This window comes from Fructilactobacillus sp. X2R6C1 (assembly GCF_059901295.1).
In genome coordinates, this window is the sequence record NZ_JBWXUZ010000001.1 from 288762 (window position 1) to 307012 (window position 18251).

At 40.0% G+C, this 18251-nt stretch carries 20 protein-coding genes and 2 riboswitches; of the genes, 15 read left to right on the forward strand and 5 right to left on the reverse strand.

The features are described from left to right. Positions 1-13 precede the first annotated feature (13 nt). The 3 genes from AC6UDF_RS01420 to AC6UDF_RS01430 are packed head-to-tail and all read left to right on the forward strand — an operon-like array spanning position 14 to position 1793. The gene (locus tag AC6UDF_RS01420) at positions 14-415 is read left to right on the forward strand and encodes a hypothetical protein (protein WP_500693512.1); all 402 of its coding nucleotides are present in this window, start codon (positions 14-16) and stop codon (positions 413-415) included. Between the two features lie 21 nt (positions 416-436). Beyond that, complete coding sequence (locus tag AC6UDF_RS01425) at positions 437-877, forward strand: nucleoside 2-deoxyribosyltransferase (protein ID WP_500693513.1); 441 nt, start codon at positions 437-439, stop codon at positions 875-877. Between the two features lie 22 nt (positions 878-899). Next, positions 900-1793, forward strand: coding sequence for a cation diffusion facilitator family transporter (locus AC6UDF_RS01430; protein WP_500693514.1), 894 nt, complete (start codon positions 900-902; stop codon positions 1791-1793). Between the two features lie 57 nt (positions 1794-1850). Here the strand turns inward: AC6UDF_RS01430 and AC6UDF_RS01435 are convergent, their stop codons facing one another. After that, a complete protein-coding gene (locus AC6UDF_RS01435; RefSeq protein ID WP_500693515.1) occupies positions 1851-2201 on the reverse strand; it encodes a hypothetical protein in 351 nt (116 codons plus the stop codon). A 152-nt stretch (positions 2202-2353) separates the two neighbouring features. Between AC6UDF_RS01435 and AC6UDF_RS01440 the strand changes: the two genes are divergently transcribed. Then, entirely contained in the window at positions 2354-3139 is a 786-nt protein-coding gene (locus tag AC6UDF_RS01440) for a threonine/serine exporter family protein (protein ID WP_500693516.1), read from the forward strand. A gap of 8 nt (positions 3140-3147) precedes the next feature. Then, positions 3148-3603, forward strand: a complete 456-nt coding sequence (locus AC6UDF_RS01445) for a threonine/serine exporter family protein (protein WP_500693517.1) — start codon at positions 3148-3150, stop codon at positions 3601-3603. A gap of 41 nt (positions 3604-3644) precedes the next feature. Here the strand turns inward: AC6UDF_RS01445 and dapF are convergent, their stop codons facing one another. Continuing rightward, complete coding sequence (gene dapF, locus AC6UDF_RS01450; RefSeq protein WP_500693518.1) at positions 3645-4622, reverse strand: diaminopimelate epimerase; 978 nt, start codon at positions 4620-4622, stop codon at positions 3645-3647. Positions 4623-4633: 11 nt separating this feature from the next. Then, positions 4634-6004: an aspartate kinase gene (locus tag AC6UDF_RS01455; protein WP_500693519.1), complete on the reverse strand. Its 1371-nt coding sequence runs from the start codon at positions 6002-6004 to the stop codon at positions 4634-4636. A gap of 147 nt (positions 6005-6151) precedes the next feature. Continuing rightward, positions 6152-6325: riboswitch (Lysine riboswitch) on the forward strand. Between the two features lie 98 nt (positions 6326-6423). On the opposite strand from AC6UDF_RS01455, the gene lysA reads away from it, so the two are divergent. Genes lysA through AC6UDF_RS01490 form a run of 7 tightly spaced genes read left to right on the forward strand, consistent with a single transcriptional unit; the run spans position 6424 to position 13594 of the window. Then, the gene (gene lysA / locus AC6UDF_RS01460; RefSeq protein ID WP_500693520.1) at positions 6424-7734 is read left to right on the forward strand and encodes a diaminopimelate decarboxylase; all 1311 of its coding nucleotides are present in this window, start codon (positions 6424-6426) and stop codon (positions 7732-7734) included. A 3-nt stretch (positions 7735-7737) separates the two neighbouring features. After that, positions 7738-8445, forward strand: a complete 708-nt coding sequence (gene dapD, locus AC6UDF_RS01465; RefSeq protein ID WP_500693521.1) for a 2,3,4,5-tetrahydropyridine-2,6-dicarboxylate N-acetyltransferase — start codon at positions 7738-7740, stop codon at positions 8443-8445. Next, positions 8445-9629: an N-acetyldiaminopimelate deacetylase gene (locus tag AC6UDF_RS01470; protein ID WP_500693522.1), complete on the forward strand. Its 1185-nt coding sequence runs from the start codon at positions 8445-8447 to the stop codon at positions 9627-9629. The genes dapD and AC6UDF_RS01470 overlap by 1 nt, the downstream gene beginning before the upstream one ends. Positions 9630-9643: 14 nt before the next feature. Beyond that, positions 9644-10540: a 4-hydroxy-tetrahydrodipicolinate synthase gene (dapA, locus tag AC6UDF_RS01475; RefSeq protein WP_500693523.1), complete on the forward strand. Its 897-nt coding sequence runs from the start codon at positions 9644-9646 to the stop codon at positions 10538-10540. Further along, on the forward strand, positions 10533-11312 hold the full coding sequence (dapB, locus tag AC6UDF_RS01480) for a 4-hydroxy-tetrahydrodipicolinate reductase (RefSeq protein ID WP_500693524.1): 780 nt from the start codon (positions 10533-10535) through the stop codon (positions 11310-11312). The genes dapA and dapB overlap by 8 nt, the downstream gene beginning before the upstream one ends. A gap of 14 nt (positions 11313-11326) precedes the next feature. Next, the gene (locus tag AC6UDF_RS01485) at positions 11327-12379 is read left to right on the forward strand and encodes an aspartate-semialdehyde dehydrogenase (protein WP_500693525.1); all 1053 of its coding nucleotides are present in this window, start codon (positions 11327-11329) and stop codon (positions 12377-12379) included. Between the two features lie 42 nt (positions 12380-12421). After that, positions 12422-13594 (forward strand): aminotransferase class I/II-fold pyridoxal phosphate-dependent enzyme, encoded by a 1173-nt coding sequence (locus AC6UDF_RS01490; protein WP_500693526.1) that lies wholly within the window; start codon positions 12422-12424, stop codon positions 13592-13594. A 60-nt stretch (positions 13595-13654) separates the two neighbouring features. On the opposite strand, the gene AC6UDF_RS01495 is transcribed toward AC6UDF_RS01490, so the two are convergent. Next, a complete protein-coding gene (locus AC6UDF_RS01495; protein ID WP_500693527.1) occupies positions 13655-14056 on the reverse strand; it encodes a DUF1634 domain-containing protein in 402 nt (133 codons plus the stop codon). Beyond that, positions 14053-14904 carry a sulfite exporter TauE/SafE family protein gene (locus tag AC6UDF_RS01500; protein ID WP_500693528.1) on the reverse strand — a complete coding sequence of 284 codons (852 nt, stop codon included), beginning with the start codon at positions 14902-14904 and terminating at the stop codon, positions 14053-14055. The genes AC6UDF_RS01495 and AC6UDF_RS01500 overlap by 4 nt, the downstream gene beginning before the upstream one ends. A gap of 135 nt (positions 14905-15039) precedes the next feature. Here AC6UDF_RS01500 and AC6UDF_RS01505 point away from each other — a divergent pair, with 135 nt between their 5' ends. From AC6UDF_RS01505 to AC6UDF_RS01515, 3 genes are all read left to right on the forward strand, one after another. After that, the gene (locus AC6UDF_RS01505; protein ID WP_500693529.1) at positions 15040-15705 is read left to right on the forward strand and encodes a phosphatase PAP2 family protein; all 666 of its coding nucleotides are present in this window, start codon (positions 15040-15042) and stop codon (positions 15703-15705) included. A 63-nt stretch (positions 15706-15768) separates the two neighbouring features. Continuing rightward, positions 15769-15938: riboswitch (Lysine riboswitch) on the forward strand. Between the two features lie 106 nt (positions 15939-16044). After that, positions 16045-17520: an amino acid permease gene (locus AC6UDF_RS01510; protein WP_500693530.1), complete on the forward strand. Its 1476-nt coding sequence runs from the start codon at positions 16045-16047 to the stop codon at positions 17518-17520. A 74-nt stretch (positions 17521-17594) separates the two neighbouring features. After that, on the forward strand, positions 17595-18233 hold the full coding sequence (locus AC6UDF_RS01515) for a deoxynucleoside kinase (RefSeq protein WP_500693531.1): 639 nt from the start codon (positions 17595-17597) through the stop codon (positions 18231-18233). Positions 18234-18251: the final 18 nt, after the last annotated feature.

Genomic DNA, 18251 nt, shown 5'->3' on the forward strand with positions numbered 1-18251 from the left:
AGGAGAATGTTCCGTGGAAGATAACATCCAGTTAGGTGAAAAATCCTTTGATAAAATGATGTTTGTACTTAATAAGCCGGTGAATGAGAAGAATCACCTTGACTATAAGTTCAAAGATTATGAGATGCAGCAAATTGCTGACGACATTTGGGCAATGCCTGCTTACATGAAAAAAGACGATGATTTTACCATTTTCTTCATTGTCACCAGGGTTAATAGTGGCGAGATTGTGGTAGCAATGGCAACTGGTCAGTCTGGTAAAAAAGGTCAGTTTGATCTGTCACGACCAGTTAATACGGGTGCCGGATTAAACGAATTATATAAACACGATCAGGACCAAGCGAAAGAAGCTCTTCACTTTTTGAATTTAATTTCAAAAGCTGGCGAGGGTGAATGGCGAATGGTAGAAGACTAAACAGAAAATAGGAGAGTTAACATGGCTCAAATTTATTTAGCAAGTCCATTTTTTAGTAACGAACAAATTCAAAGAATTGAAGTTGTTGAACACGCATTAGAGGCAAATCCAACGGTGACTGATTTTTATTCGCCACGTAAACATCAGGACGCTGAAAATGAGCAGTTTACCCTTCCATGGGCGAACGAGATCTATCATCGTGACATGGAAAATCTAGAAGCAGCTAAAGCAGTGGTGGCTGTGGTTGATTTTGGTGGTAGTAATGTTGATAGTGGGACAGCCTATGAGATTGGTGCAGGCGTTCAAATGGGAAAGCCTGTTGTGGTTTTTCAGCAGAAGGATGAACCACTTAACCTAATGATCTCGGAAAGTTTGCATGCTTACCTGAAAAATGGCGAGCAACTCCAGGCTTATGATTTTACTAAGATGCCAGAGAGTCACTATACAGGGAACATTTTTTAAGTCGAATTAAAGGAGAAAGATTATGAATAATGATCAATTATCTGGAATGAGATTTTTCGAAGTAACGGTATTAAATGCAGTCATTACGATTCTTGAATTTTTGGGTGGGATCTTTTCGGGAAGTTTGTCACTTCTTTCGGACGCCTTCCATAATTTGGGGGATTCCATTTCAATTGTATTGAGCTATATTGCTCATCGAATAAGCAAAAAACAACAAACCAAACAGAACACTTATGGCTTTAAACGAGCTGAAATTATTTCGGCGTTCTTGAATTCATTGTTTTTGATTTTAATTTCGCTTTTTTTGATTATTGAAGCTGTTAAGCGAATTTCACATCCAGAAACAATTAATGGGCCAGTAATGCTGGTGGTTGCAGTTGTCGGAACTGTGGCCAACTTCTTTTCTGCTTTTTTGTTAAATAAAGGCGCTAAGCACAACTTGAACATGAGAGCCACCTACCTCCACTTGTTGAGTGATTCGTTGTCATCGCTTGGAATTATCATTGGTGGAATCTTAATTGCTTTCTTGAATTGGACAATTGTGGATCCAATTGTGACCATCCTAGTGGCACTTTACATTATGTGGGAGAGTTGGCCCATCATTAGGAAAACGGTGGGGATTTTGATGGAAAGTGCACCCAAACTGAATTACGCTGCCATTAAAAAAGATCTATTAAAAATTGATGGGGTGACTGGTGTTCACCACGTGCATGCGATGATGGTGGATGAAAACAGCATCGTTTTTTCGGCTCACGTTAATATGAAAAATATGCCCTTAGATCAGGTCCAATTAATTTACGATAAGATTAATAAATTATTGAAGAGTAAGTATCACATTGACCATGTCACGATTCAACCAGAAGTTGACCGGGGAAGACATGATGATTTATTTTACGATAACGGCAAAGACATATAAAAAAACAGTTTCTTTCTACTAGAGAAAGAAACTGTTTTTTTGTGATTTTAAAGTGATCTATAAAGTGCTGTCTGGATCTAATTTATTGGTTTCGTTAACATACCATTCTGACCAATCAGTGGTGGGGTTACCGTTTTCAAAGTAAGTCTGACTTAATTTACTTAAAAGGATTGCGAAATCACCATAGTCAAGTTCAATGATGTCAGCGACAACGTCTCGTGGACTATTATTACTCAGAGTGACGATTTCACGGTTTAAATCAGCAATTACACCAGATTCACCGTCAAAAGTACTCATAACTTCCAGGTTGTTGTTCCTAAATAGTTTGATGTAGAAAGGAACAAAATCGTTAACAACCTTTTTTTGTGCCTGCTCACTTAAATCACTAAACTTTACATTGTCACTCATATTTTTCCTCCTGTATGATACCGTTACAAATCTAATTTAATTATATCTGTCTGGATACCATTCGTAAAATAGTTTTTTGTAACGAAAACTCAATGAGATTTTTTACTTATATTTTGATATGCTAGAAATATTAAAGAAAAGGGGTGAGTCGCATGTTTGGGAAGAATCAACTGGATCCGGATTCGCGTTTTCGTAATTATAGTGATTTGGTCATTAAGACCTGTATGTTGGCGGGTAAAATCATGATTGAGAATGGGTCAGAAATGACACGAGTTAATGACACCATTAAGCGAATCGCACGAAATGCTGGGATGCCAAACTTGAAGACTTACATTACGATTACTGGAATTATGATTTCCGTTAATGATAATTCAGAAACTCAGATTACTGAAATTGATAAGCGGGCTTTTGACTTAAGAAAAATCACGGCTGTGAACGATTTATCGCGACGCTTTGCGGAACACAAGACAACGTTAGAGCAGTTCTATCAAGAATTGCAACACGTTAGTGATCTGGATACTTATTTTCCGTACTGGATGAAAATGTTAGCTGCTGCGGTCCTTTCAGGATCCATTGAAGTGGTTTTTCGTGGTGATTATTCGGTATTCTTTATTACTTGTCTGATTGGGATGTTAGGTTGGATTATTTTTGACTATTTGAATCGTATCGTGAAAGTTGAGTTTATAAACGAATTTACTGCGGCCATTTCAATTGGCATGTTAGCCATGCTAGCCCGAAAGTTGGGACTTGGAAGTGGTGTGGATAATATGATTATTGGGAGTGTGATGCCGCTTGTTCCTGGCGTCCAAATTACTAATGCGGTCCGAGATTTAATGTCTGGCAACCTTGTTAGTGGACCAGCTAGAGCAATGGAAGCCATTATGGGAGCTTGTGCTTTAGGATTTGGAGTGGCACTTGCTTTGAAGTGGTTTGGATAGGGGTGTTTATGATTGAAATTTTAGTGAAAATAATTGGAGTTTACGTTGCCACCCTTTGTTTTGCAATTTTGATCAACGTGCCACCGCGTGCTCTTAATCTAGGTGGATTGGTGGGGGTTGCCAGCTATTTAGTGTACCTAACCTACAATTCGATTTTTGGTGGTTACGTTGGTGGAAACGTCTTTGGAGCGTTTACGATTGGGATCTTGGGAATGCTGGCAGCTCGGTACAAAAAAATGCCAATCATCGTTTTTAACATTCCAGCGTTAGTTCCGCTTGTTCCCGGTGGACAGGCGTATGAAGTTATGAAATACATTGCAACGGGCAACACGCACTTAGCGTTTGTTTACTTAATGCAAGTCGCGATGATTGCAGGAGCGTTGGCAATTGGGTTCTTACTAGCTGAGTTGGCGATTCAACTGTTCTTTCACATCACCCATCTTTTGAAGGGAATCGTATCTTAATTGAAACTAAAAACCACATTGACAAGCGGCCAATGTGGTTTTTAGTTAGTTTGAAGCTGTTTGACAAAGTCTTGATAATCCTGCTCCTCACCGGTATCGGTGATTTGAATATTATCGAGGTTGGCATTTCTTAGGTCACTTTCACTAATATTTAACTCATTAGTAAAAGTCGCATTTCCAATCAAATGAAGATCGTAGTGAACCCCACTGCGTTTTATGTGAGTTTTTACCATCCCACCTGGATTATAAATATTGACGGTTTCGTCAAAGTCCGAATCATGAGTTAAGATTTCGTAAATTAGACTAGTGGCCGTCATTCCAGTCCCACAGGCATTTGTAAGACCTACACCCCGTTCGAAGGTTCGAACGAAAAGTTCATTTTGATCCATAACGTTAGCAAAACTAACGTTAACACCGTCCGTAAAGTACTTGTTTTTTCCATTTAGCATTTTGCCTAGCTTAACTAAATCGTCTGATTTAACTTGATCCATACTCATAAAGCTAATGAGGTGGGGATTAGGCACTGCGACCGCTGAATAATCTAATCCCGAAATGAAATCATTGACAGGCTGATCTAACAGTGGGGTTTTGATATTTTCAAGGGGCAGACTCTTAGCGTCAAATGAAATTGGTGAGATCTGGACACTAAAGGCGGGAACCCCAGGTGCAATGTCACTTTCTTTTGTCACATCTAGATCTGCATCGTTGGTTTCAACCTTAAAAGCATCCTGACCAAACTTTTGTGACAAGTACCGAGAAACGGTCCGAAGTCCGTTTCCACACATTGAAGCTTCACTACCATCGGCGTTAAAGACTCGCATTTTTCCCAGTGCATTGGGGTGGTTTGATGAATCAACCACCAGGACCCCATCAGCGCCGTTTAAAATGTGATTTTTGGGGTCTGAAATGGTTTGAGCAAGTTTTTTAAGTTCCGCGTCAGTTAGTTTTTGGTCTAATTCGGTTTGATCCAAAATAAAGAATTGATTTTCGGATCCGTGTACTTTAAGTAATTTAGTCATAATTTAGTCTCCTAATAAATTAGTCGGTTGTTGTCAAAGAAGTTTCTGTAAATTAGCTTGACGGCTTTATCTGAATCTTTAATGTCAGTTCCAAGCATCACGGAAATCTTGGAAGCTCCTTGATTAATCATATGAATGGAGATGCCATTGTCGGTTAGGGGCCGAATGATTTTTTCAATGGTGTGATTATCAGACTGCATTCCCTCGCCAACGATCATAATGATGGCATAGTCATTAATCCAACGAATTTGATCGGGATGAAGGGCATCTTTGATTTCTCTCGTGATTTCTTTGACGATATGGTCATTTAGTTGGGCCTTATCAAAGATAATGGTCAGGTCATCGATTCCAGAAGGCATGTGTTCGTACGACACGTTGTATTTGTACAGAATTTTGAGAATCTTAAGGGTAAAACCCACTTGTTTGTTAAGCAGGTAGCGATGAATGTACAGTGCTGAGAAGTGCTTGGCACTGGCTACCCCGGTAATTACGCGAGTTGGTTGAAATTTATTTTCAGGAACAATCAGGGTTCCGGGTAAATCAGGGGCTGATGTATTTTTCACGTTGATGGGAATTCCGACCTGAATCGCTGGAATGATGGCTTCATCATGAAAGACTGAGAAACCAGCATACGAGAGTTCTCTCATTTCTCTATAAGTCATTACGTCGATAGCTTTCGGGTTTTTAACCACCCGCGGGTCAACCGAATAGATCGCGTTGACATCGGTAAAGTTTTCGTATAGATCAGCTTGAAGCCCACGAGCTACGATTGAGCCGGTAATATCGGAACCACCCCTTGAAAAGGTAGCGATTTGATTATCATCATTGACCCCAAAAAATCCTGGAAAGATCATTTTTTCTTTAACGTCACGAAATCTTCTGATGTTTCCGTAGGTAACTGGATTGATTTGCGCATCGGCAACGTCGCCGGTGACTTTAAAACCAATTTCTTTTGGATCCATAAACCTTGCGGGAATTTTAAGTTGGTTTAGAATCATCGTCAACATTTGCGCGTTGAGGTATTCTCCCTGAGCTTTAAAGGTACTCATTAGATGAGCAGAATCCGGAAACGATTGATTAGGTAATTCTCTTAACTGTGAGACAATTTGGGTAATCTGTTTCGTCTGAACGTTAAATGATTCACCAATTTCTTGATAGCGATCAATAATTTGATTAAGAATGTCAGAAAAGTCTTCATGGTCAAGAACTTTGTTAGCATACTCGATTAATAAGTCGGTAACTTTCACGTCACCTTTGAAGCGAGTTCCGGGAGCAGAAACAACGACTGCCTTCCGATCTGGATCTGATTTGATGATATTAATTACCTTTTGAAATTGGGCTCCGTTAGCTAGTGAGCTCCCACCGAATTTGGTTACTTTCATGAATTATTCATCCTTAAGAATTTAATTAAATTGAATTGTAGCATTAATTTTTAATTTATCAATCTTGGAATCCAAAATATGTGAAATAGTTATTAATTTAGATGATATTAATTGACGAACAGGTCAAAATGGGTTATATTTTTAACAAATTTAAATAGAGGTTGCAGGTAACAAGATTAGCTAATGGAGATTTACTCGTCGAAGAAGTTAGTGAAAGGGTTGTTTGCCGAAGCACTCTGTCAGAGTAGTGGCACTGGTGCTGGGACGTGATTTAATAAATCGCGGACTGTCGCAGATATTCTGCGGGGAGCTATTCAAGAATATTTGATCAAATAATGTCAAATTAATTATTTTTAGATCTTTTTGTTCAACTCCTGAGCAAAAAGATCTTTTTTTATAAATTATTTAAGAGGTGCGAGATGAAGTCGGTTATTGATAAGCAAGATATAAGAAATCATGATTTGTACATTGGTGGGATCAAAGCCAGTGATTTAGCAAAAGAATATGGAACACCCCTAGAGGTTTATGACGTTAGTAAGATCAAGAGTCAAATTGAAAAATTTAAACGGGTTTTTGAGGACCGTAAAGTTAAATACTCGGTTAATTATGCTAGTAAGGCGTTTGCCACGGTTGGAATGTATCAAATTGTGAAGCAAGAGGGAGCTGGAATTGACGTAGTTTCCGGTGGTGAGTTGTACACTGCGCTTCAAGCTGATTTTCCGATGGCACGGGTCAGTTTTCACGGCAACAATAAATCAAAAGACGAACTAACGATGGCTGTCAAAAACGGAGTGGGAACGATTATGTTGGATAATTTCCATGAAATTGAGTTACTCCACGACGTGCTAGAAGAGCAAGATAAAAACATCGACGTGATGTTACGGATTACCCCTGGTATTTCAGCTCATACTCATGAGTACATCCAAACGGGTCAGGTCGACAGTAAGTTTGGATTCGATCTGGCATCAGGACAAGCTGATGAAGCTTTACAAAAGGTCCTTTCTGAGAAGCGAATGAATATGAAAGGGGTTCATGCTCACATTGGGTCTCAGATTTTTTCACCCGAAGGCTTTGTGGGAGCGGCCGATAAACTTGTTGATGTAATGAAGCACTGGCATGACAATTTTGATTACACGGCGAAGGTAATCAACGTTGGTGGTGGTTTTGGTATTCAATACACCGATGAAGAACATCCCGTCGCCCCAGAGGACTTCGTCTCAGCCATTGTGGATGAGATTAAACAAAAAACAACTGAGGCTGATTTACCAACTCCATCAATTTGGATTGAACCGGGACGTTCAATCGTCGGGTCAGCGGGTTATAGTTTGTACACGATTGGTTCCAGAAAAGATGTCCCCGGGATTAAGTCGTACGTTTCCGTTGATGGTGGGATGGGTGATAACATTCGGCCAGCTTTATATGAAGCAGACTATGAAGGCGCTCTTGCAGGCAATGTTGATGGAAAGCCGGTTGAAACCGTCCGAATTGCCGGGAAGTACTGTGAATCAGGTGATATCTTGATTAAGAATCAACCGCTCCCAAAGAGCAAACCGGGCGATGTTTTTGTAATCTTTAACACCGGGGCTTATGGCTACTCAATGGCTTCCAACTATAATCGAAATCCACGGCCAGCCGTTGTGTTTGTTGAAAATGGGAAAGCACAATTAGCGGTCCAACGAGAGAGTTATGCGGACCTGATCCACTTAGATAAGAAATTAAAGGAGAACTAGAAGATGGCACAATTAGATGCACAATCAATCATTAAATTTATTTCTAACTCAGACAAAAAGACCCCAGTCAAGGTTTATTTGAAAGGTAAGTTAGGAAAAATCAAATTTCCTAAGGGAATTGAGAATTTTACCACTAACAAAACTGGTGTCATTTTTGGCGACTGGGCTAACGTTTCTAAATTTCTTAAAAAGAATAAAAAATTAATCAGTAGTTATGAAATTGAAAGTGATGCACGAAATTCTGCCGTTCCATTACTTGATACCAAGAACCTAGACGCTCGGATCGAACCTGGTGCTATTATTCGTGATCAGGTCTCAATTGGAAAGCATGTTGTCATAATGATGGGAGCTTTAATCAACATTGGAGCTGAGATTGGTGATGATTCTATGATTGACATGGGGACCATCCTGGGTGGTCGTGCGATCGTTGGAAAGCATTGTCACATCGGTGCTGGTGCTGTTTTGGCCGGTGTGATTGAACCAGCTAGTGCTAAACCGGTTCGAATTGACGATAACGTCTTAGTTGGTGCTAATGCGGTTGTGATTGAAGGCGTTCATGTTGGTGAGGGTGCAGTGATTGCTGCTGGCTCAGTGGTTTTGCATGATGTTGAACCTAATACCATGGTAGCCGGGGTTCCTGCTAAAAAGATCAAGGACATCGACACTCAGACCAAGTCTAAGACTAAACTTGAAGACGACTTAAGGAAGTGATGAATGTGTCAGATAACCCGACCAAGTTGAGTGACGATGATCTCCTTGAAATTTATCGTCATCTTCACCAAATCCCAGAATTAGCAATGCATGAGTTTCAGACCCATGAATATCTAAAAGAAGTCATTGATAAGTTTAAAACGGACTATATGGAAGTTAATGTACCAGAAAAGTTACCAACTGCGATTTTGGTGCTGGTCCATGGAACTGATCCCAAGCGTACCATTGGATACCGAACGGATATTGATGCGTTACCAGTTAAGGAAAAAACGAATTTAACGTTTGTGTCAAAAAATGATGGTGTGATGCATGCGTGTGGTCATGATATCCACATGACGGTTGCGTTGAGTATCTTGAATTACTATGCTGCTCATCAGCCCCAAGATAATTTGTTAGTTTTTTTTCAACCAGCTGAAGAAAGTGAAAATGGCGGTAAGGTGGCATACGAGGATGGTATTTTTACCGGGAAGTGGCATCCAGATGAATTTTATGGTCTACATGACAACCCCCAGCTTCCTGTTGGGGCAATCGGTTGTCGGATGGGTACACTGTTCGCTGGGACAACCGAGGTCAACGTTGACCTGATCGGAAAAAGTGGTCATGCTGCTTATCCGCAGGATGCAAACGACATGATTGTGGCCGCCAGTCAGTTTATTAATCAGGTTCAGACGATTGTATCAAGGAGTGTTGATCCGATTGAAGGCGGGGTTGTTACCTTTGGAAAAATGGAAGCCGGTACCATTCGAAATGTGATCGCTGGTCATGCTCGAATTGAAGGAACGATTCGGGGTCTGACCCAGAAAATGATTGAGTTGATTGATAAGCGGTTAAAAGAAGTCGCTAATGGGATTTCAGTGAGTTACGACTGCCAGGTTAAACTCAACCTGAATCAGGGCGGTTATTTGCCAGTCGAGAATAATCCGAAGTTAACCAGTAATTTTATTGATTACATGGAAAAACAAAAAAACGTTGATTTTATTAACACGATGCCCGCAATGACGGGAGAAGATTTTGGTTATTTGTTGTCAAAAATCCCCGGAACAATGTTTTGGTTGGGAATTGGTGACCCAAAGTCTCAGCTTCATGAGGCGACGCTTACCCCCAATCCAAAGGCAATTGCGATTGGAAGTAGAGCCATTATCGGATTTTTGAATTATCGAATGCAACAAGGAACAAAAAAATAGGGGAGATCATAATCATGGTAGAAAAAGCAGATTTATTAACGGCCATCGTCACCCCGTTTGGCAATGACGGTGAGGTTGATATTACACGGCTTAAGAAGCTGATTAAACATTTGGTTGATACGGGGACCAATGGATTTGTGGTCGGCGGAACGACTGGTGAAACTCCGACATTATCTGAAGACGAAAAATTAAAACTGTACGGTGAATTTGGCAAGATTGTGGGCGATCAGTATCCGGTAATTGCAGGGACTGGCTCAAACAATACCCGACAAACGGCTGAGTTTAACCAGAAAGTGATGCAATTAGATGGGATTGATTATGGCTTGGTGGTTGTGCCTTATTACAACAAACCCGACCAACGGGGCATGAAGAAACACTTTAAGTACGTTGCCGATCATTCAGATAAACCAATCATCATCTATAACATTCCTGGACGAACGGGTGTGAACATGAATAAAGAAACGGTCGTGGAATTATCCGAATACAATAACATTGCTGGAGTTAAGCAGTGCGGCTCACTTCCTGATATGGAATACATCATTTCCAACACTCCAGATGATTTTCTGGTTTACAGTGGTGAAGATCCTCAAGCACTAGCAACTAAGATGCTTGGTGGTGATGGAGTGATTTCGGTTGCTTCCCATGTCTATGGTAAGCAATTAAGGGGAATGTACGATGATTTAGATCAGGGGGATTACAAAGCAGCTGGCAAGCTTCAACGTTGGTTAACACCAAAGATGCAGGCGTTATTTATGTATCCTTCCCCGTCACCAACTAAAGCCGCTTTAAATGCTAATGGTTTAAATGTGGGTGGTTGTCGTTTACCAATTGCAACCCTAAATCAAGATGAGAAAAAAGAATTGGCAAAAGCACTAGACGTTGATTCTTTAGGAGACATTTTAAATGATTAAAGTATTAGTAGCAGGCTTTCGTGGCTCAATGGGCCAAAAGGCCGTTAAGATGATTGAAAAGAATGGTGATTTTAATTTGATAGGCGTATATGACCCGAAAGCGAACGATTTGAGTCCTGAAAGTTATGATTTACCAAAAGACGTAAAAGTTTATAACGATTTTGATCAGATTAAGGGACCAGATGTAGACGTTTGGGTTGATTTTACGGTTCCAAAAGCAGCTTATCCAAACACTAAATTTGCCTTGGATCATGGGATTCATCCGGTTATTGGAACCAGTGGGTTAAGTGATGATCAACTAGCTGAATTGCAAAAATTAGCGGACAATGAAAATGTGAGTGGGATTATTGCACCGAACTTTGGAATTTCAGCGGTATTGTTAATGAAATTTGCTAAAGAGGCAGCTCAGTATTTCCCTAATGCAGAGGTGATCGAGATGCATCATCAGGATAAAAAAGATGCTCCGTCTGGGACCGCCATTAATACCGCAAAGTTAATCAGTGAGGGAAGAAAGAAACGACCCAAAGCTTTATCCACTGAGGAAACCCTAAAGGGTGCTCGCGGAGCTGAGTATGATGGAGTTCCGATTCATTCCGTTCGACTTCCCGGATATGTTGCTCATGAACAGGTGCTGTTTGGCGGAGATGGTGAAGCGCTCACTATTCGTCAAGATTCTTTTGATCGTGATTCATTTATGAATGGTTTAAGGGTTGCCATTGAGAGAGTTGACGGTTTAGATGGGTTAGTTGTTGGATTAGAAAATATTTTATAGAGGGGCAAGTAGTAATGAAAGAGTATAATGTCGCAATTTTAGGTGCCACTGGCGCCGTTGGAACACGTCTCATGGATAAGTTAGCTGAATCAAGTATCCCGGTTAAAAGTCTGAAATTGTTGGCTTCTAAAAGATCCGCTGGGAAAAAGCTCGAGTATCAAGGTGACGAGTTAACCGTCGAAGAGGCTACTCCCGACTCATTTAACGGTGTTGATTTAGTCCTTGCTTCAGCTGGCGGTTCGGTTTCCAAAAAATTGTTACCGGAAGCCGTGAAGCGTGGTGCCGTTGCGGTTGACAACACGAGTGCGTTTCGAATGGACCCGGATGTTCCCCTGGTTGTGCCAGAAGTGAACCCAGATGCTTTAGAGAATCATCATGGGATCATTGCCAATCCAAACTGTTCCACCATTCAAATGGTAGTAGCGTTAGAGCCGATTAGAAAGCAGTTTGGGTTGAAACAAATTATTGTTTCTACTTATCAAGCTGCTTCAGGTGCCGGTCAGAGTGGACTTGATGAATTAAAAGATGAAGCGCAAGAACACCTTGATGGCAAAAAGATGGATGCTCACATTTTCCCAGTCAAAGGTGAAAAGGAACATTATCCGCTAGCGTTTAACCTTTTACCCCAAATCGATGTGTTTGAAAAAGACGGTTATACTCACGAAGAGTGGAAGATGATTCACGAAACGAAGAAAATCATGCTGAATGATATGGATTCTGGAGATATTAAGGTGACTGCTACCTGTGTCAGAGTTCCAGTGGAGATTTGTCACGGTGAGTCAGTTTATTTCACGGTCAAGGATGAAAAAGCCGCCAGTCGTGAAAAGATCCAAATGATTTTAAATGATGCTCCGGGAGTAACTCTTAAAGATGATCCCAAAAAACAACTCTACCCACAACCAATCGACGCTGCTGGCAAAGAAGATACATATGTCGGAAGAGTTCGACCGGATCAAGAAAATGGTGATGCCTATAATATGTGGGTAGTATCCGACAATTTATTAAAGGGTGCTGCACTAAATACGGTTGAAATTGGCGAAGAATTAGTTAAAAGAGATTTAATTTAATGATTAAATCTCTTGACGATGATGATAAGGAAGAGGATTAACATGCCTACTTTAAATGAAAACTTGCAAAATCGGTTTAACAAGAATTTAACTCAACTGCAACCATCAGCAATTCGAGCTTTTTCGGAGTCGATATCTGATATTGACGGGTTGATTATGCTATCGGTGGGAGAACCAGGATTTAACACCCCTGAACACGTTAAAAAAGCAATGATGAAGAGTATTGAAGATAACCACTCGCATTATTCTCCTCATAAGGGAATCAAATCCTTAAGAGATGCCATCAGCAACTTTATGGCAAAGAAATATAATTTAAAGTATGATCCTGATACTGAAGTAATGGTTAATATGGGAGCAACCGAAGCGCTTGCCTCGTCGATTCTTTCCACGGTTAATCTTGGCGATGAAGTTTTTATTCCAGCACCTTTCTATCCCCTATACGAGTCATTAGTACGTTTTGCTGGTGGGAAACCCGTGTTTATTGATACGTCCACTTCTGATTTTGTTTTAACACCTAAAGAATTGGATGAGGCACTCTCAAATCATCCCAGTGCTAAAGCGTTGATCTTAAATTATCCAAATAATCCAACGGGGGTTGAATACACACCAGAGCAGTTAAAAGCCCTTGTCCCAATTCTGAAACAACATTCACTCTTTGTGATTACCGATGAGATCTATAGTGAGTTAACCTATGGTATTAAACATCATTCACTGGCAGAGTATTTACCTGATCAAACGATTGTAATTAATGGAGTGTCTAAATCTCACGCAATGACTGGTTATCGACTGGGGTTCACGGTTGGTCCCGCTGAATTTATCACTCAGGCTAATAAGATGCATGGTTATTTAGTTTCTTCACCATCAGACCCTGCTCAGTACGGTGCACTTGAGGCACTTAAGAATGGGATGGATGATGCTTTTCCGATGCGAGATGAATACCAAAAGAATCGGGATGAGGCCATTTTCCGGCTAAAGAAGATGGGGCTTGATCCGATTGATCCTACCGGAGCGTTTTATATTTTCGTAAAAATTCCAGCAAATTATGGAAATGATGACGTTCGTTTTGCCAAGGATTTAGCGCAAAACGCTAAAGTTGGGGTAATTCCCGGATCAGCGTTTGGTGACGGTGGTAAAGGCCACGTTCGGATTTCCTACGCTGCTTCTAGTGACGATTTAAAGGAAGCACTAAGTCGGATGGAAAATTATTTAAGTTAACGTAATTATTAAAAAAGCGGAATTAGACAAATGTCTAATTCCGCTTTTGTTTAAAATTGTTTAAAGATGCAGGTAAGTTCCAAGGAAAAAACTAATCATCAAGATGATGAAGACGATGGTAGTAATGATGACGTACATCTTATCGTGTTCTTTATAGAATGAATAGATTGATACGACCACCCTTAGAACTGGCGTTAGGATCAAAGCAAAAACGCCTAACATCATGATGGAATAGGGTTTTAATTGAATGATTCCCTTTAGCAGTTGACCAAAGGAGGTTAGGTAATAGTGACTGCCAAACCCCGTTGTTCCGGTAACAAGGTACAAGAAAAGTCCAAAGATCATGATGATGACGGAAACAATCACCCCAATACGCATGATTTTTCCGATAAGTTTTTCGATTCGAATATTTTCAGCTTCTTGATTTTTTTCACTTTGATTTACATTATTTTGAGTGCTCATGATAAGAAGTTCACCCCAAATCCTTTAAGAATCATTTGAACGCCAAGGTAAATTAGGATGGGAATAAAAATAATTCTAATTAATTTGGAAGGCATGATTTGCATCACACGTGACCCGACGGTTGCTCCAACGATAATTCCGAGCGCCAGTGGGACGGCAATCTGAGGCAAAATTGATCCGTTAAAAAAGTAAATGGTGGCACTCGCTGCTGCCGTGACCCCCATCATTAAATTACTGGTGGAACTCGATGGTTTGAGTGGCATTTTCATAAAAGTGTCCATCGCAATCACCTTAAAGGCACCGGATCCAATTCCCAGTAAACCACTGGCAATTCCGGCACCAAACATTACGGTTAAACCAGCTGGAACGTTTGTTACCTTATAGTCAATCTGCTTTTTTAGGTTTTTATCGTAGTAAGAACCATTTAGTTTGAGTTCTTTTGCAATTTTATCTTCACTGGTTGTATTCGTTTGAACCTGTTTGCCCCAAATCTTTTTAACCATATTTAGACCGGAAAAGAAGAGTAACAGGCCAAACAAAATGTAGAGAAAGATTGGATTGATCACTCCAGTTAGTAAAGCACCAGCAACGGCCCCAATGGAAGTAGCAATTTCTAGAAACATGGCTACCCGTAAGTTTAAGACGTTGTCTTTTAGATAGGCGATCGTTGCTCCTGAACTGGTAGCAATCACGGCAATGATACTTGCACCAATCGCATACTTAATGTCAAGATTAAATCCGATGGTTAAAACCGGTGTAATGATCATCCCACCACCGATTCCTAGGATTGAACCCAGAACACCCGCAAAAACTCCTACCAGTAACATGATAATAAGGCTATGAATCATTAATAAAACTCCAATCTGTAAAATTCATGGTGCAATTATATCACACTAATCACGGCGATTTTGGTGCTTCTCTCAATCGGCTAATCGATATTATGTTATACTTTTTTTATATGAATTCTTGGAGGTATGGCGTTTATGATGATTGGAAGGGACGTTAGTCGTCCGTACAAATTAACAATTGCGTTTCTCTTATCGTTAATCCTGACGATTGGAGTCAAAATGAGTTTTGGCTACGTTGACTTTTTAGATTCAATGATAATTGGAACCATTCAAGGGTACCCGTCTTCATTTGAAGAAACCATTTTCTCAATGATTAGTTTTGTCGCGAGTCCCAAGATGGATATTGTGTGGATACTTATAATTGCTGTTTTGTTGTGGTGGTTTAAGTATAAAATACCGGCATTCTTTTCGTTGGTACTGGTTTTTGGTGGAGATGCCATTGGATTTGTGATTAAACACATCGTAGCCAAGCCCCGTCCTTCAATGCATTTGCCGGGGGACACTGGCTTTAGTTATCCTAGTGGACATGTTTTAGGAGCTTTTCTAGTGATTAGCGTCCTGTGGATCATAGTGGTTCCAATGATTAATCGACAATCAACTAAATGGATTATTAGAACTATTTTAGCAATTGTTCTTTTCCTAGTGATGATCTCACGGGTTTATCTGAATGCCCATTTTCCTTCAGATACCGTTGGTGCCGCCTTAATTGCTTACACATGGCTTCAAGTTTGTGAACATGGGTACGTAAAGTGGGCCAAGGAGCTAAGTACAACAAAGATTTTTCAGAATACAATTTACTAATTTCATGAAAGTGATTGATAATCGTTAACTTATCACTTATACTTTACTTATAATGAAATATGAATTCTAAGAAGAGGCGCGACTTTTATCAGTAATTTGCCAGAGATTCACTTAATCGATGAGGGCTTATGAAAGGGAAAGTTGCCGAAACTGATCACGTGGTAAATGATTGGTTGGGTTTTGATTTAATAAGTCAAGGACTGTCGTGTGTTGCACGGAGAGCTTTCTAAGATTACGATTAGTAAGAATTTGTGGACTCTTTTGGAAGTTATTCAAGAGGGTCTTTTTCTTTGTCGTTTTGTTATTGGGTTTCTTCTTAATTATTTAGGAGGAGAATTTATGTCTGAAAAAAATGGAAACGGACAGGTGAAGCGGGGATTAAAGTCTCGTCATGTGTCTATGATCGCCCTTGGTGGTTGTATTGGAACCGGTCTTTTTGTGACTAGTGGTGGAGCAATTCACAATGCTGGTCCCGGTGGTGCGTTAGTAGCATATGTATGTATGGGAATCATGGTTTATTTTTTGATGACTAGTTTGGGAGAAATGGCCACTAATATGCCAGTCTCTGGATCATTTGCTACATATTCAGCTAAGTACGTTGATCCAGCTTTAGGGTTTGCAATGGGTTGGAACTACTGGTTTAACTGGGCAATTACGGTGGCGGTTGACGTTAGTACGGTGGCAATCGTCATGCAATTCTGGCTGCCACATTTTCCGAGTTGGATTTGGAGTTTAGCGGCTCTGTCACTGATTTTGTTGATTAACATCTTATCCGTCAAGGCGTTTGGAGAAACTGAGTTCTGGATGTCTTTGATCAAAGTGATCACGATTTTTATCTTTCTAGCCGTCGGAATTTTGACCATTTTTGGAATTATGGGTGGTCACTTTATTGGAATGAGGAACTTTACCTATAAGCAGGCTCCCTTCGTAAACGGGATTCCCGGCATTCTGAGTGTTTTCGTAATTGCTGGATTCTCATTTCAAGGAACTGAGTTAGTTGGAATTACAGCTGGAGAGTCAGAAAACCCGCGGGAGACTGTTCCAAAAGCGATTCATGAAGTATTTTGGCGCATCATTTTATTCTATATTCTGGCAATTGTTGTGATTGCTGCAATTATTCCATATACTAGTCCCGATTTGTTGGGATCAAGTGCTTCAGATGTTGCCATTAGTCCGTTCACGATTGTGTTTGAACGTGCCGGATTAGCTGGAGCTGCAAGTATTATGAACGCGGTCATCTTGACCTCCGTGATTTCTTCAGCCAACTCTGGGATGTATGCCTCAACGCGAATGTTGTATTCGATGGCCGATGAAGGTTATGCTCCAAAAGTTTTTGGCAAAGTATCTAAGCGTGGAATTCCGGTATTAGCGCTCCTAGCAACCATGGTGATTTCGTTGTTGACTTTTATGACCAGTATCTTTGGATCTAAGATTTACATGTGGTTAGTGGCTGCTTCCGGGTTGACTGGATTTATTGCTTGGTTCGGGATTGCTCTTTCACATTATCGATTTAGAAGGGCGTTTATAAAACAAGGACACAAAGTTTCGGAACTTAAATACCATGCGACTTGGTTCCCGGTTGGTCCAATTATCACTTTAATCCTGTGTATCGTTGTTATTTGTGGTCAAGATATTGGTGCCTTTGCTCACTTCAACTTATTTGAGATTGCGGTCACGTATATGAGTGTTCCGTTGGTTATCATCTTGTATTTTGGGTACAAATTTGTTCATCATACCCATATCATTCCCCTCGATCAAGTGGATGTCTCGCCTTCAGAAGATTATACGGATGAAATTAAAAAGAATGAAAGCTAGTCTTAAATTCATGATTTTTAAATGGTACAATTACAATTGCAAATTCTTTAAATTAGTCTAAGGGGATCAAATAAATGATTGTATTATCAGGAACTATTGGAGCAGGGAAGACCACGTTAACGACATTATTGGCTGAGAAATTAAACTCACCAGCCTATTATGAGTCCGTTGATGATAATAAGATTCTTCCGTTGTTTTACAAAGACCCAAAAAAGTATGCTTTTTTGCTTCAGATTTATTTTTTAAATAAACGTTTGGACAGCATTAAGGAAGCTTCTTCTGATAAGTACAGTGTGATGGATCGTTCAATCTTTGAAGATTCATTACTGTTTCATCTAAATGCTGACCTTGGTCGAGCAACTGAAACAGAAGTTCAAATTTATGATTCTTTATTAAAGAACATGATGGAACCGATCCCTAACGGTAAATATAAGAAAATACCGGACCTACTGATTTATATTGATATTTCTTTTGATACGATGCTTAAAAGAATTAAAAAGCGTGGAAGAAAATACGAACAAATCGATAATGACGGTAGTTTGTATGAATATTATCGTGAATTAAACCAGAGATATTCAAAATGGTACGAGGATTATAACTTGTCTCCCAAGATTAGGATTAACGGGGATAAGTATGATTTTGTCGAAGATGCGGACGCCAGAAACAAAGTTTTAAAGAGACTTTCTGACAAAATTCAAGAAGTATTAGGATAATTTCAGAGATTATTGTAT